Annotated in this window: 19 protein-coding genes; 3 read left to right on the plus strand and 16 right to left on the minus strand. The window is 39.8% G+C overall.

From position 1 onward, the window contains the following. The first annotated feature begins 97 nt into the window (after positions 1–97). A complete protein-coding gene (locus tag C9J31_RS16000) occupies positions 98–235 on the plus strand; it encodes a YqzM family protein (RefSeq protein ID WP_107924764.1) in 138 nt (45 codons plus the stop codon). Between the two features lie 32 nt (positions 236–267). Here the strand turns inward: C9J31_RS16000 and C9J31_RS16005 are convergent, their stop codons facing one another. From C9J31_RS16005 to C9J31_RS16065, 13 genes are all read right to left on the minus strand, one after another. Further along, positions 268–2,433 (minus strand): DNA internalization-related competence protein ComEC/Rec2, encoded by a 2,166-nt coding sequence (locus tag C9J31_RS16005; RefSeq protein WP_244854818.1) that lies wholly within the window; start codon positions 2,431–2,433, stop codon positions 268–270. 125 nt (positions 2,434–2,558) lie between these two features. Next, positions 2,559–3,128 (minus strand): ComE operon protein 2, encoded by a 570-nt coding sequence (locus tag C9J31_RS16010; protein ID WP_054767767.1) that lies wholly within the window; start codon positions 3,126–3,128, stop codon positions 2,559–2,561. Positions 3,129–3,240: 112 nt separating this feature from the next. Beyond that, positions 3,241–3,885 carry a helix-hairpin-helix domain-containing protein gene (locus C9J31_RS16015; protein WP_107951112.1) on the minus strand — a complete coding sequence of 215 codons (645 nt, stop codon included), beginning with the start codon at positions 3,883–3,885 and terminating at the stop codon, positions 3,241–3,243. An 86-nt stretch (positions 3,886–3,971) separates the two neighbouring features. Then, positions 3,972–4,178 (minus strand): hypothetical protein, encoded by a 207-nt coding sequence (locus C9J31_RS16020; protein WP_107951111.1) that lies wholly within the window; start codon positions 4,176–4,178, stop codon positions 3,972–3,974. Between the two features lie 165 nt (positions 4,179–4,343). Continuing rightward, positions 4,344–5,084: a class I SAM-dependent DNA methyltransferase gene (locus C9J31_RS16025; protein ID WP_054767769.1), complete on the minus strand. Its 741-nt coding sequence runs from the start codon at positions 5,082–5,084 to the stop codon at positions 4,344–4,346. Beyond that, entirely contained in the window at positions 5,085–5,429 is a 345-nt protein-coding gene (gene rsfS, locus C9J31_RS16030; RefSeq protein WP_010859952.1) for a ribosome silencing factor, read from the minus strand. Continuing rightward, positions 5,426–5,998, minus strand: coding sequence for a bis(5'-nucleosyl)-tetraphosphatase (symmetrical) YqeK (gene yqeK / locus C9J31_RS16035; RefSeq protein ID WP_107951110.1), 573 nt, complete (start codon positions 5,996–5,998; stop codon positions 5,426–5,428). Before yqeK ends, rsfS begins: the two co-directional genes overlap by 4 nt. Continuing rightward, complete coding sequence (locus C9J31_RS16040; RefSeq protein ID WP_054767770.1) at positions 5,988–6,557, minus strand: nicotinate-nucleotide adenylyltransferase; 570 nt, start codon at positions 6,555–6,557, stop codon at positions 5,988–5,990. The genes yqeK and C9J31_RS16040 overlap by 11 nt, the downstream gene beginning before the upstream one ends. A gap of 8 nt (positions 6,558–6,565) precedes the next feature. Beyond that, positions 6,566–6,868, minus strand: coding sequence for a ribosome assembly RNA-binding protein YhbY (gene yhbY / locus C9J31_RS16045; RefSeq protein WP_107924768.1), 303 nt, complete (start codon positions 6,866–6,868; stop codon positions 6,566–6,568). A gap of 5 nt (positions 6,869–6,873) precedes the next feature. Continuing rightward, positions 6,874–7,704 (minus strand): shikimate dehydrogenase, encoded by an 831-nt coding sequence (gene aroE, locus C9J31_RS16050; protein ID WP_107924769.1) that lies wholly within the window; start codon positions 7,702–7,704, stop codon positions 6,874–6,876. A 27-nt stretch (positions 7,705–7,731) separates the two neighbouring features. Continuing rightward, positions 7,732–8,835, minus strand: a complete 1,104-nt coding sequence (yqeH, locus tag C9J31_RS16055; protein WP_107951109.1) for a ribosome biogenesis GTPase YqeH — start codon at positions 8,833–8,835, stop codon at positions 7,732–7,734. Next, positions 8,832–9,353: a YqeG family HAD IIIA-type phosphatase gene (locus tag C9J31_RS16060; protein WP_107951108.1), complete on the minus strand. Its 522-nt coding sequence runs from the start codon at positions 9,351–9,353 to the stop codon at positions 8,832–8,834. Before C9J31_RS16060 ends, yqeH begins: the two co-directional genes overlap by 4 nt. Before the next feature lie 36 nt (positions 9,354–9,389). Beyond that, on the minus strand, positions 9,390–10,172 hold the full coding sequence (locus C9J31_RS16065; protein WP_107924772.1) for a phosphatidylserine decarboxylase: 783 nt from the start codon (positions 10,170–10,172) through the stop codon (positions 9,390–9,392). Between the two features lie 136 nt (positions 10,173–10,308). Between C9J31_RS16065 and pssA the strand changes: the two genes are divergently transcribed. Both pssA and sigK read left to right on the plus strand, forming a co-directional pair. Continuing rightward, entirely contained in the window at positions 10,309–10,809 is a 501-nt protein-coding gene (pssA, locus tag C9J31_RS16070; protein WP_107924831.1) for a CDP-diacylglycerol--serine O-phosphatidyltransferase, read from the plus strand. 87 nt (positions 10,810–10,896) lie between these two features. Beyond that, positions 10,897–11,604 (plus strand): RNA polymerase sporulation sigma factor SigK, encoded by a 708-nt coding sequence (gene sigK / locus C9J31_RS16075; protein ID WP_107924773.1) that lies wholly within the window; start codon positions 10,897–10,899, stop codon positions 11,602–11,604. Positions 11,605–12,188: 584 nt separating this feature from the next. On the opposite strand, the gene mtnN is transcribed toward sigK, so the two are convergent. The 3 genes from mtnN to greA form a co-directional block, all read right to left on the minus strand. After that, positions 12,189–12,881, minus strand: coding sequence for a 5'-methylthioadenosine/S-adenosylhomocysteine nucleosidase (gene mtnN / locus C9J31_RS16085; RefSeq protein WP_107951107.1), 693 nt, complete (start codon positions 12,879–12,881; stop codon positions 12,189–12,191). Positions 12,882–12,942: 61 nt separating this feature from the next. Further along, entirely contained in the window at positions 12,943–13,611 is a 669-nt protein-coding gene (locus C9J31_RS16090; protein WP_054767773.1) for a YrrS family protein, read from the minus strand. Between the two features lie 108 nt (positions 13,612–13,719). Continuing rightward, positions 13,720–14,208: a transcription elongation factor GreA gene (greA, locus tag C9J31_RS16095; protein WP_107924774.1), complete on the minus strand. Its 489-nt coding sequence runs from the start codon at positions 14,206–14,208 to the stop codon at positions 13,720–13,722. Positions 14,209–14,243 lie beyond the last annotated feature (35 nt).

Raw genomic sequence — 14,243 nt, forward strand, 5'->3', positions numbered from 1 at the left:
TAATTTGTGTCCCTTGCAGCACGGTTAATTCACGTTTTCGATATAGCTTTTATGAAAATGATGTCTTATAATAAATAACAGAATTGGAGGGATAACAATGAATCCATTTGAAGGTAAAAATATACAATGCAGACGTAACGATGCAATCGACTCAGGCATTGGTTTCGGCGTATCTTTTGCAGTCTTCGCTATTATGTTCATCATCGCAATAGTAGTAGACTACGCTGCAATGTAAATCTACCTCTTAGACAGGTGAAAAGACCTTGTTCAATATTGGACAAGGTCTTTTTCTGTATGCATTGTCCATCTATTCGCTTGTATTCGGATTTCAATAGTGCCATCGATTGCAGTTGTCCTTGTCATTAATTGACGCTTTCTAAAACGTTCTACAACCATATCATGTGGGTGTTGATAGCGATTATTGAGCCCTGCACTAAAAATTGTCAATTCAGGCTGTAACAGTTCAACAAAAGACTCGATGCTTGATGTTTTACTGCCATGATGCCCTGCCTTTAAAAGCGTCATATTCGCTAACAGGCTTCCATAAAGCTTGATGAGCTCTCTTTCCCCATCCTCCTCTAAATCACCTGTTAGCAACGCTCTAAACGTCCCTTGTTGCATATATAAGACAATTGAATCGTCATTGCCCTCGTAATCCGTATCACGGGGCCATAAATAGTGAAAGCTTGACTCGCCCATTTGCCACGCTGTTCCCTGCATCTTTTCCTTCACAGGCACTTTTTGTTGCGACGCTTCTACTAACAAATCTCGCATCACAGGTTTATCCATGGAGCCAGGCGTTACATGAATTTCGAGCATACGAATCTCCTTTAATACTTCTTCTGCTCCCTCTACATGGTCTGCATCCGCATGTGTGACTAAGAAAATATCTATTGTTCGGATCCCTTTGCCCTTTAAAAAAGGTACAACTACCTGTTTTCCAACCTCATATGGGCTACGAGATGTCTTCCATGCCTCCTGTTCAAAGCGCAGAAGCCCACCGGCATCCACAACATACACAGCCTTGCGAAAAGGCAATTCAATAACCGTACAATCTCCCTGACCTACATTTAAAAACGTGAGCTTTGTATCGTTAAATAACATTGGAGCGATGTGAATACACATAGCTGGGATGATAAGCACTGTTATAAACTTTCCATAGTACCGTTCCTCTAAAAAATATAAACCTGTTAACACACTAACAAATGCCAAACAAACAAGCCAAATTGCAGGCTTACCAGGTGTCCAAAGTTGATATGGCAATGTTTGTAAATATACGATTGCCTCCGTCAGTAAAACACGTAACGGCTCATATAGATGAAACACGCAGTTTGCTACAGGTATGGATATATACGTCATAATTAGCAGCACAATATTAGATGGTAATATTATAAATGAAAACAATGGTACGAAGACTATATTTGCAAAAAATGAGGAAATGGAAACTTCATAAAAATGATGAAGTAATAGTGGATAAACAAGCACTTGGCAAACAACTGTTATTAAAAATGACTGCATCAACCAGCCCTTTGACAGTTTAAAGAGTACTCCTGAATAGACAATGCCCAACGTAGCTAGATACGATAATTGAAATCCTACCTGAAAAATGACACCAGGTTCAAGTAGAATAAAGCCAATAAAGCTAATTGCTAGTGCATCATCAATAGGCACTTGCCACTTCACATACCGCATCAGCAAGACAAATTCAACCACTGAAACTGCACGCCATACGGAAGGGGCACCACCAGCCAAAATTCCGTACATAGGTAAAATAATAAGTAAAACAACCCTAGCTATTTCTTTGCGTACACCAACACGCAATAGTCCTTCGTAAAACAGCCATGACACGAGTGCTACATGTAGACCTGAAATCGCAAACAAATGCGTAATGCCAAGTTTTTGATAAGCACGTTGTAGTTCATCGTCGACATGATCTTGCAGGCCTATAAGAAGCGCCTGTGCCTCTGCAGCTAATGATTGTGGGAACGTAGCCTCAATATGCTTTTTCACCTGCAACCTTTGCTTCGCAAGAAAGGATCGAATCGATTTTTCTGTGGATACGTAGGACCAGTCTGTCACTTCGAATATGCCATTTGCACCTTTACTCACCAAATAATCTTGCATTGAGAAAGCATAAGCGTGTGCAGGGGGTGTTGGCGCTACAAGTTCGCCTTGTACAAGATAGTTGAAGCCTGTAATTGATGTATTTATATAAAAATTTTTCTCTTGCTCTGAGGCAAAGCTATACACAACATAAAGCTTTTCACCGGTCTCTGTTTTCGCAAAGCCACGTAGCTTTTGCCCATTGATTTTATATTCGTTTGTCCATGTTAATTGAAAGGATGACGGTAAAGGGGAAGGTTCCGTCAATTGCACGACTAATAAGAAGAAAAATGAAAGAAGTCCAGCGCTCACAACGAGCGCTGAAAACACATGTGTCTCACCTTTATAGATTAGCCACATTGCCAGTAGTAGTAAAATAATGAGTAGCCATGCTGACTTGTGTACGGCTATGGATGCTACAAGTACAGCTAATGCTAGGTAAATCCATTTATGTTTTACAGTGTTTTGCCAAATAATGCACTCACCTTCTGTTCATAAGGGAGTAATTTTTCTGCCGGTAGGCCACTCTCACGTAACTCATTCAGCATGTCTATGTACAAAGCTAATTTTTCATTGCTTAAGAAGTCAATTTTACGTTCATCAAATGGTACATGCAAGACTTCCACGCCCGCTTTTCTAAATAATTCTTGTGCATACGGGTTGTTTTTATAGTCTGTAGCATAATACACGCGCTCAATACCAGCTTGAATAATTGATTTTGTACATGGTAGGCAGGGGAAATGCGTAACATATAAGTCTGCACCCTTCGTTGGTGTACCATATTTTGCACATTGTAGAAGTGCATTCATTTCTGCATGTATTGTACGCACACAATGATTATCCACAACATAGCAGCCTTCTTCAATACAATGTTCATCACCAGTAATCGAACCGTTATAGCCTCCTGCAATAATACGTTTATCACGTACAATTGTTGCACCTACCGCTAGTCTTGTACAAGTGCTTCGTAATGCGAGTAAATGGCTTTGTGCCATGAAAAATTGATCCCAAGTAATACGCTCCATATGACTACCTCCAATAATATTAGGCTATCGCGACTAACTGTCAACGATGCTTTTCTACTCTAGTGTAGCCCTTTTCGAAAAGAGTCGTCAATATCTCAAAATATTGAAGAGTTTAATTAACCGTAATTGAATCTTTTAGTTTTTCAAATGTCTTATCGCCTATACCGGTAATCTTTTTTAAATCTTCTATGGATTTAAAGCTACCGTTTTCCTGCCGATAGGCAATGATACTTTGCGCCTTAGACGGTCCTATTCCAACTAAAGTTGTTAGTGTGGCAGCATCTGCCTTATTTAAATTTACCTTTCCGTCTTTCACGCCCTCATTCCCTTTAGTTGTTTCAACTGTCGGCATAGCGATAAAACGAGACGGTACTTGTTCTAGTTGCTCACCCTTTGCAGGTATATAAATGACCATTTCATCTAACACTTTTTGTGCATGATTCATAAACTGTGTATCTGCATCCTGTGTATAGCCACCTGCAAGCTGGACGGCATCTATGATACGTTGCTCAGGTTTAAGCGCATAAACACCAGGATATAATACAGCACCTTTTACATCAACAATCACCTGTTGGAAGACCGCTTCTTGGACAGGCTCTACCGTTTCTGTTTGTTCAGTAAGTTGGATTGTTTCGATGAGCTCTTCTTGGGGAGGTGAAGAGTCAAAACTCGAAAAATAGAAGTAACAAAGTCCACTGATGACAAGTATGCCGGGGAGCAACACACTTTTATACTTTTGCCATAAAGATTGGATCATAACAAACATCCTTTCTAGTCAAAAGGCACATCATATGGAGCTATCTTTATTATACAATATTCCCCTAAAATTTAAAAAGTATTGTATCACTCTATTATCGATTTATATTTTAATTTTAGCTCTTGTGTTAACACACCTTCCTTATTGAAATGGTTAACACAAACAAATTGCATCATATCTTCCTCATCAAGTAACATAACTGTTAAAATAAGCTGAATAATAGGTGCTAACTCTATGGCATTAGCATACATCGTATTCCATGCGCGAACTTTCAACTCCGAATGGGTTGCCAAGTGCTGCTTCTTCTAACACCTCTATAGGTACAGGCTCACTGAAATCTTTGAGCATGTCTATGGATGGAAAGATTTAAAACATCAAGTACTTATTTGATGGACTACGACTGCTGTTGGACATAAAAAACAGCCCTATAAAGTTTAGAACTTCAACAGGGCTGTCCATTATTTCACCGCACGTATAAAAATGCGTTCGCTTTCGTATTCAGGTGCTTCGTCTGTAAAATCAGCCGTTACCTCAACATCCGTAAAACCAATAGTACGAAGCCATATTATATACTGTTCAATCGGGAATGTGCGTTGTACATGCTCCTCATCGAAGCGTTCGTACAAATCACTTGCCGCATCACGCACATAAAACGTCATTTGATGGACAACTGAATGGTCAAAGTCACCAGGTTCAGTATGCCATACATAACTAATATCACCATCATCATACGTAAAAGGTCCATCTAAAAAGATGTCATCCATTTTAAATAATGAATGGACATCAAAGAATAGCTGTCCACCATCTCGTAAAGCCTCGTAAATATGTTTTAATGTTGCATAAACATCCGCTTCCTCAACAACATAATTGAGTGAATCAATTGCAATAGAGATAACATCAAAATTCACAAAACCGTCTAATTCATGCATCGACATACAGTATAGTGGTACATGCAAGCCTACATCTGCGAAACGCTCCGCCGCAATGGCGAGCATCTCCTCAGATAAATCGACTCCACTTACCTTGTAACCAGCATTTGCAAGCATTAGACCAAGCACACCTGTACCGCAGCCAATATCTAAAAGATTCGAGAATTGTTTGCTCGGTGCATGCCGCATCACCCAATCCACATAGCTACTATAAGGAATGTCAATTTGCAGCTCATCATACACCTGAGCAAAACGCTCATAGCTACTCACTTACGCCTCAGCAATGTCTAACTGAGGTGCATCGCCCCATAGACGCTCTAAGTTATAATAAGCACGCTCATCCTTGTGGAATACGTGTGCCACTACATCACCTAGGTCTACAAGAATCCAACGTGCGCCATCAAAACCTTCCACACGACGAATCTCATGACCCTCTTTTACTGCCACATCTTGTAATTCACGTGCAATAGCTTGCACTTGGCGGTCTGAGTTACCATGAGCAATAATGAAGTAATCTGCTAATAGTGAAATACCTTGCATATTTAACACGACAATATCCTCACCATGTTTGTCGTCAATTGCTTTGTAAGCTGCCTGTAATAAAGTTGAAGTCATCCTTCACTGTCCTCTCTTTTCATCAAATCGTTATAACAATCTATTGATAATGGATAAATCGGTTGCTTTGTATCAATTAAAAACGCCAATGTATGACGTACACAAGCACTCACAGCCTTATCCAAATTCTTTTGTGCCTTCTTGCGCAGACGTTCTACACCATTAAATTTTCGATTAGGTTCAATCATATCTGCAACAAAAAGTATTTTTTCTAAACGGCTCATGCCCACGCGCCCTGTTGTGTGAAAACGTATTGCATTTAATATATCTTCCTCAACAATGCCAAATTCATGTTCTGCAATATACGCTCCAACTGGTCCATGTAGTAATTCACTACCCCATCCAATCAGACGGTGATCCAGTTTTTCGTCTCGAACAATTTTCTCCATCCAAGCTATGTCTGCGTACTTTGCAATATCATGCAGTATGGCCGCTATTTCAGCATTTTTCTCGTTCTCGCCATAGACCTTCGCTAACGCAATCGCTGTTTCCATCACACCTATCGTATGAATATAGCGTTTTTCAGGCATTCGTGGCTTAATCGCCGCTAAATACTCTTCACGTTCCATATAGACCTTCCTCTCGTATGAAAGTCTCTACCGCTTCAGGCAGTAAAAATGTTACCGTTCCACCAGTAGCAAGGCGTTCACGAATCAAGGTTGACGATAAGTCGATTTGTGGCACTTCCACCATTAATACAGGGTACTCGGTTCGTGCCTCCGTACTTGGACGTTTCACACCTACAAATTGCACAAGCTCTACTAATTCGTCAATACAGTACCACGTATGAAGCGAATCAATCATATCTCCACCAATGATAAAGTAAAACTTTACATCCGGCTCTCTCGCACATAATGCAGCAAGTGTGTCATACGAATAGGATACGCCACCTTTGACTACCTCATACGACTCTACACGAAATTGCGGATATGGACTTATTGCACGCTTTACCATTTCAAGGCGATGAGCATCACTTGCATCATGTCGAGCTTGTTTATGCGGTGGTAATGCATTCGGCATAAAACGGACTTCATCTAATGCCAACGCATGAAATACTTCATTCGCCATCATTAAATGTCCGATATGTGGTGGATTAAACGTCCCTCCGAGTAAACCGACTTTCTTCATTGTCTCACCTATTTCGCTGCTTTTGGTAATACAATCTTTTTGTTCGTGCGTGATTCTTTATATAAAACAACTGTTAGACCTATTAATTGAACAAGCTCTGCATGTGCCCCTTTCGCAAGAGCCTGTGCCACATCATGCTTGTCCTCTTCACAGTTATCTAAAATACGTACCTTAATAAGCTCACGTACTTCTAATGCTTCTCGAATTTGCTTTGTCATTTCGTCATTAACGCCGCCTTTTCCTACTTGGAAAATTGGAGTTAAATGATGTGCTTCCGCACGTAAAAAACGCTTTTGTTTACCTGTTAACATAAAAATTATTGTCCTCCTAATTGCGCCTTCAATTGCGCAATCATTGAATTTGTATTTGGGTATTCGCCAAGCCAGTAATTGAAAGCAATTGCTCCTTGATGCACGAACATTCCAAGACCTGCAACGACAGTTGCCCCTTTTTCCTCAGCCGCTTGTAAAAAAGGCGTCATTAATGGATTATACACAATATCCGCAACAATTGCGCCTTTTGCAAGTCGATCTAGTGAAAATGGCATTGAAAAATTACCCGTAGCAAGCCCAGCTGACGTCATTTGCACTAAAATGCTGAAGTCAGCCAATGTTTCCTCTGCCTGTGCTAACGAAATGGCACGACCAGTACCCATTTCATCGACGATAGTTTGTGCATTCGCCACAGTACGATTAGCAATCGTTAAATTTGTATAGCCTTGCTGATGCATTGCAAAAGCGATGCCACGTGCCGCTCCACCAGCTCCAATAAGAAGCACAGGCTTTTCTTTCTGCGATGTGCCAATCGCTTCTTCAAGTGAGCGAACAAATCCAACACCGTCTGTATTATAGCCTTTTAATTTGCCTTCATTTGTCCGTACAACTGTATTTACTGCTCCCATTTTCTCTGCTAACTGATCTAGCTCATCTAAATAAGGAATGATCGCTGTTTTATGTGGGATTGTGACATTCCAGCCACTTGCACCTAATGTTTTAAAACCACTAACAGCCGCCTCTAAATTTTCTGATGGCACATGCACTGGTATGTACGTTGCATCGATTGCCATCTCCTCAAACCAAGCATTGTGCATTGCTGGTGATTTCGAATGCTCGATTGGATCACCAATAACTGCAAACCATTTCTTCATTTTCTAGTGCCTCTTCTCTTCTAATAATTAAATGAGTGACGGACGAATCGATACTTGTACACCTTTTGGTGCATGAGCGGCAACGACAACATTTGCATGCTGTATCGTAATCCAACCGAGACCAGAAAACACCACATCAGTTTTTGCTTCTTTTATGGAAAATTCGTGACGTACCAATTCTGGCAATTGGTCGATAAAGTTTGCCGTTGGGGGTGCAAGTAATTCGCCTTTATGCTCAGCATACAATGCATCCGCCTTGTCAAGCTTTGTTCTGTGAATTGGCAAATCATTAGCCACATGTACCGTAAATGCTGAACGCTCACCTTGGATAAAGTCAAAGCGTGCAAGTGCCCCAACAAATAAAGTTTGACCAGCATTTTGCTGATATACTTTAGGCTTAATTTCTTTTTTGGGCATAATATATTTCAATTCACTTGCGTCAATATGGTGTGCCATCTGATGGTGATTAATAATCCCCGGTGTATCATATAATGCACTACCATCATCGAGTGGAATTTCAATCATATCTAATGTCGTTCCTGGGAAATGAGACGTTGTAATCACTTCCCCTTCACCAGTTGCTTGTTTTATGATGCGGTTAATGAACGTTGATTTCCCAACATTTGTACAACCTACAACATAAACGTTTTGCCCATTACGGTATTCGTCGATAGCCTCCATTGCTTCAGCCATGCCTTTACCCTTATGTGCACTGACTAAAAGTACATCAATTGGTTGTAAACCGAGTGCCTTCGCTTCTCTTTTTAACCAATTAATGACTTTCTTAGGCTTCACAGATTTAGGTAGTAAATCGGCTTTGTTTGCTACTAGTAACACTGGATTTTTGCCAACGAAGCGGTGTAGACCTGGCAACCAGCTCCCATTGAAGTCAAAAATATCAACTATTTTTACGATTAAGCCTTGCTGTGTTCCTAGACCATTTAAAATACGTAAAAAGTCGTCATCTGTTAATGACACCGGTTGAATTTCATTGTAATTTTTCAAACGGAAGCAACGTTGGCATATGACCACGTCTTTTTCTAATGATGAAGGGGGTGCATACCCAACTGCTGTTTTATCTTCTGTTTGAATTGTCGTACCACAGCCAATACAATTTGGCATTTCGTTCATTCTTTTTCCTCCCAAGTAAGTATTCCTTTTCGTTTTAAATCATTGAACACTCGGCGTTCAATGAAACGATTAAATTTTGTAACGAGCCCATCAGATTGTGCAACCGGTTTTACTAAAACCGTATGCAAGCCCAATCGATTAGCCCCCATTACGTCTGTTAGTAGCTGATCTCCAACCATTACTACTTCATTTGGACGTAACCCTAGTTGAATAATGGCACTATAAAATGCATTACGGAATGGCTTTTTCGCTTTATGGATATACGGAATCCCAAGTGGTTCAGCAAAATGTTTTACACGTGCCTCATTGTTATTCGACGCGATGATAACACGAATGCCCGACTCTTTCATAATACGTAGCCAAATAATTAGCTCTTCAGTTGCGTCTGCACGATCCCATTCTACAAGCGTGTTATCTAAATCCGTAATAATGCCTTTAATACCTAGTTCTTGAAGCTTTTCTGGTGTGATTTCAAAAATACTCGTCACAAATTCATCTGGTAATAAAAAATTATACAAAATAGCGACCCCTAATCTAAACGTATTATTCGACCATTATAGCATATTTGCAAAGGCTTCACCCATTCGAATTGGGCTACCTTGCACTACATTATCAGTAAATGCAATAGCATCTTTTTCAAAAAGCATAACTACTGTTGAACCGAATGAAAAATAGCCGACTTCCTCGCCCTTACGCCAATGAGCTGTTGTATTTGTCAACACAATGGAGTTTACAAAGGTAGCACCAACTTTGATGAATGCGACTTGTTGGTCATTCACTGTTTTCAGCTCCGTCACTTGACGATAATTATGTGAAATCGGTTTTTTACCATATGTGAGACCCAGTTGATTAACTGGGTAGGACGTTTGACCGAGTGTATATTGTCGTAGTACATGGCCATCAATTGGGCTATGTATCCGGTGATAATCCGCTGGGCTTAAATAAAATACGATGTAATGTCCATCTGCATAGCGCGCAGCACGCTCTGCATTCCCTAGTAAGTCTTGCAAAGAATAGGGCTTGCCTTTCACAAGAAAAGTCATATCCCATTCAATTCGGCCGAACGATTCCACTTTCGCATCAACAGGACTTGCATAGACTGTTGGACTTTGTTCGATTGGTCGTGCTTCTTCTAAAAGCTCTCGTGTAAAAAAGTCATGTAAACTTGAAAATTGTTGTGGTTTTTTTGAAACTTCTTCAAGGTTAATATCGTATATTTTCATATAGCTTGGAATAATACGTTTACTCCACTTTGCTTTTGCAATAGTTTGCAAAAGATGGGAAGATTGCTTGCCATTCGTTAATTCTATCAAACGTTGATACAGTTTCTCTTTCATAAAGCAAAACTCCTATCGATTAAATTAGACTGTCAATTTTTTCGCATCCGAAGTATAATGGTACAATATCTTAAGTGCAAAGGAGTGATCCCCCTTGTTTTTTTATCACAAGTTGGTGGATACCACGGTTAAGAAAATGAAATCGCACGCAGCAAACTTCATTACAATTAGTAATATGTCCTTTGGTGGCGCGGCCATTATGGCCACTTTACATGAATATTATAGCTATAGTGTCCTGTTTATCTTTATTGCAGCCCTTCTTGATCGCTACGATGGAAAAGTAGCGCGCGCGCTCGGACAAGAATCTGAGTTAGGTAAGCAATTAGATTCTATGAGTGATATTATATCATTTGGTGTAGCACCTGCATTATTAATGTATGAAGTTGTCCTAGTCGACTTTGGTTTTGTCGGTATGATGATGACCGTTCTTTACATCGTCTGCGGTGCAATGCGATTAGCTCGCTTCAATATTAGTGAAGCTAACGGCTTTTTCACAGGGTTACCGATTACAGCTGCAGGTACGTTATTAACATTAACGTATTTTGCATCAAATACGTTCCACCCTGCGTTTTATCTTTTCCTTTTTCCAATACTAGCGTTATTAATGATTAGTACATTTACGCTAAAAAAAGTGTAACAGCAAACTTGCTGTTGCACTTTTTTTCATTGAACGCCGTTTCTTAACATATACTGTCGAAAAATGGGGAAAGGATGAAATCATTCAATGAGCGGAATTTTTACTTCTATGCTTCAATTATGGTTTGAGATCCCAGCATTATTAGGTTACTTAAAAGGGCAAACATTCCATAAACCCTTTTCAAAGGAAGAGGAAGCTGCTTGTATTGAACGATTTTTAGGTGGTGATGAGCAAGCACGTCTAGATTTAATCGAACGCAATATGAGGCTCGTCGCACATGTCGTAAAGAAATTCCATCCAAAACATGAGCAGCTTGATGACTATATTTCCATCGGTACGATTGGTCTTATGAAGGCCGTTGAAAGCTATACCCCTGACAAAAAAACACGGTTAGCTACGTACGCAGCACGCTGTATCGAAAATGAAATTTTAATGCATCTGCGTACCCAAAAGAAAGTTCAAAAGGATGTATCCTTGTTTGAACCAATTGGTACAGACAAAGATGGCAATGCTTTGCAAATTCGTGACCTTCTACAATGTGATGAAGAAAGTGCGACAGAAAAGCTCGAACATAAGGAACACGTTGCACAGCTATATCACTATTTACACATGCTCGATGAACGTGAGCTTGAAATTGTGACACTCCGTTATGGCTTAAATCATCAGGATGCACTCACGCAAAAAGAAATTGCTGCGCGCTTGAACATTTCTCGAAGCTATGTATCTCGCATTGAAAAGCGAGCACTCATTAAACTCTATCAATTTTATAAACGGGATCAAAAGTCTATTGAGTAGTTTATTGTAATTTGTTAAAGACAAAAATTCAACACAAGTCATAATAATTCATGATCGCGTATAAAATTATTAGTCTAAGTAGCTTGTTATCTCCTCTGATAAGAAAAAACTCCTTTGCGGCTTTAGCAGCCTCAAAGGAGCTTTACATACTATTAATGAGTAGCTTCAGAAAGTTCAGCTGATATAAGTGAACCGATTAACGTCGTAAGAATGACTACACCTGCTGTCAAAAATAACATCATTCATGCCTCCCATCCGAATGTAAAGAGAATTTACCCCATATTAAAGGGTGCTCTGACACCTATCTTCAAGGTGAGTAGGTGCGCATTTATGAGGGCTAATAGGAACACACATACAGTTCACCGCATTGTGTGGTACCGTATGTTGGACCCGCTCCTGATGGCCAACTAAAATCGTGGATGATGAACTACTATAGTGTATCAATGCTTGTATAGCATGTCCTGAACATCGAAAGTTCCATGATTAAAGTTTAATTTTATTAATGACAGTGTAGCATTAGTATGCACTATAAAACTGTGATTTTTCTCACTTTTCAGGCACTCATTTTGACCATTTTGTGTAGATTATAGCGAGGAAATCGCTTTTAACACTACTTGTGTCGAATGTTTTGCTGCCACCGGTAAAAATTCATCAAAGCTAATATTTGATTCTTTTCCTGCAATATCAGATAGAGCACGAATAACAACAAAAGGTGTTCCAAATTGGTAACATACTTGTGCAACAGCTGCTGCTTCCATTTCGACTGCTTTCATTTGGGGGAAATGAGCACGTACAGCTTCGACACGCACAGGATCATTCATAAAGGCATCACCTGAACAAATTAATCCAATATCATATTGATGTTCGCCTACTGCCTTCACAGCCTCTTCAGCGACTTTCATAAGCTTTGCATCTGATTTATATGCTGCCGGCATACCAGCCATCTGACCCATCTCATAACCAAAAATCGTCACATCCACGTCATGATGACGCACTTCATCTGAAATAACAACTGCACCCACTTCTAATGCCTCGTCATAGCCTCCAGCAGAGCCTGTATTTATCACTACATCTGGTTGAAATTCATGTAATAAAATTGTTGTTGACATGGCTGCATTGACTTTACCAATACCGCTCTTCAATAAAATAACTTCATTGCCTTCATACGTTCCAGTTGTATATTCACTACCCGCAATTGTTGTGCTCTTAGCATTTGCTAAAGATGCACGTAATAGTTCTACTTCTTCTTCCATTGCACCGATTACAGCGATTTTCATGTGTATGTTACTTCCCTTCTATATTCAACTCTATTAAAAATAATCAATAGAGTTACTTTCGTCAATAGGCACCTTCCAATGTATTCAGTTGCTCAAGCTTTACAGGCAGCCAGCCTTCATTATTAACCCACTCCATGCTCACTCGATACATTTCTGCCTTGTCATTAGTGGATACCGTAGCAATGGCTGTATCAGCGCTACCATTATTTTTTAAACGCCAAATAATCATATTGTTTTCGGCAATGCCTGTTGCAGCTGTAATGGTTGCTACTTTTTCTGCCCAGTCTACAGATTTATCATTATAGGACGACACATGCTCACCTGTCTGGGTTGTAGGTGTAGGTTGCCAGTTCTTATCTGTCACCACACGGTCAACAATTGGATTATCGGATGTTGTTTCAACAGCTGTATCCTGCTCAGGCTGTTGTGATTCCTCTGTAGGCAGTTCCTCTTTAGATACTTCCTCGTCTACGTTGACATCTTCCTCATCTACTTTGCCGTCTTCGTTGTCCTCTTTTGAAGGCTCTTTCGTCGCCTCCTCGTTCTTTTGCTCCTGACCTGGGTCCTCTTTTGCTGTTTCTTCTGAGTCGTCTTGCCATTTAATCACATATATTGCTGTTATAACAATTAGTATAAGCACAACGCCAATTAATACATTTAAAAGTTTATCGAACTTTTTATTGTGAGATGGCTGTAGATGACGACTGCTTCGTGTTTGTCGTTCACTCACGAAATCTCCCCCTCTCTAGCCAATATTTTAACAAGTTCCTGACCACTTGCAAAATAAAAACAGCTAGCCCTTCTTAAGAAAGAAAAGCTAACTGCTTGTACACAACAATTATTTAATCGAAATAATTTTCACTTTCATCTCGCCACCAGGTGTTTGAACAGCTACCTCTTCACCTTCTGCTCGTCCTAGCAAACCTTTAGCAATCGGTGATTCATTTGAGATACGGAATTCCATTGGATCCGCTTCTGCTGAACCAACAATTGTGTATGATTCTTTATCTGTTGATGGTTTTCCATCAATAATCTCTACAAATGTAACCGTTTTCCCAAGTGAAACTACACTGTTATCTGTTTCATCTTCTGCGATAATTACCGCGTTACGAATCATAGATTTTAAAGTAGAGATACGTCCTTCTAAAAAGGCTTGTTCTTCTTTAGCAGAATCATACTCCGCATTTTCAGAAAGATCCCCGAAGTCACGTGCAATTTTTATACGTTCTACGATTTCCTTACGTGTTTCTGTTTCTAATTTCACTAATTCTTCTTCTAATTTTTTCTTACCCTCTGCTGTCATTGGGTACTGTTTTTCATTTGACACAGTTCTTCACTCCCTAATTCTTCAATATAAAAACA

It is taken from the genome of Lysinibacillus parviboronicapiens (genome assembly GCF_003049605.2).
GTDB lineage: Bacteria > Bacillota > Bacilli > Bacillales_A > Planococcaceae > Lysinibacillus > Lysinibacillus parviboronicapiens.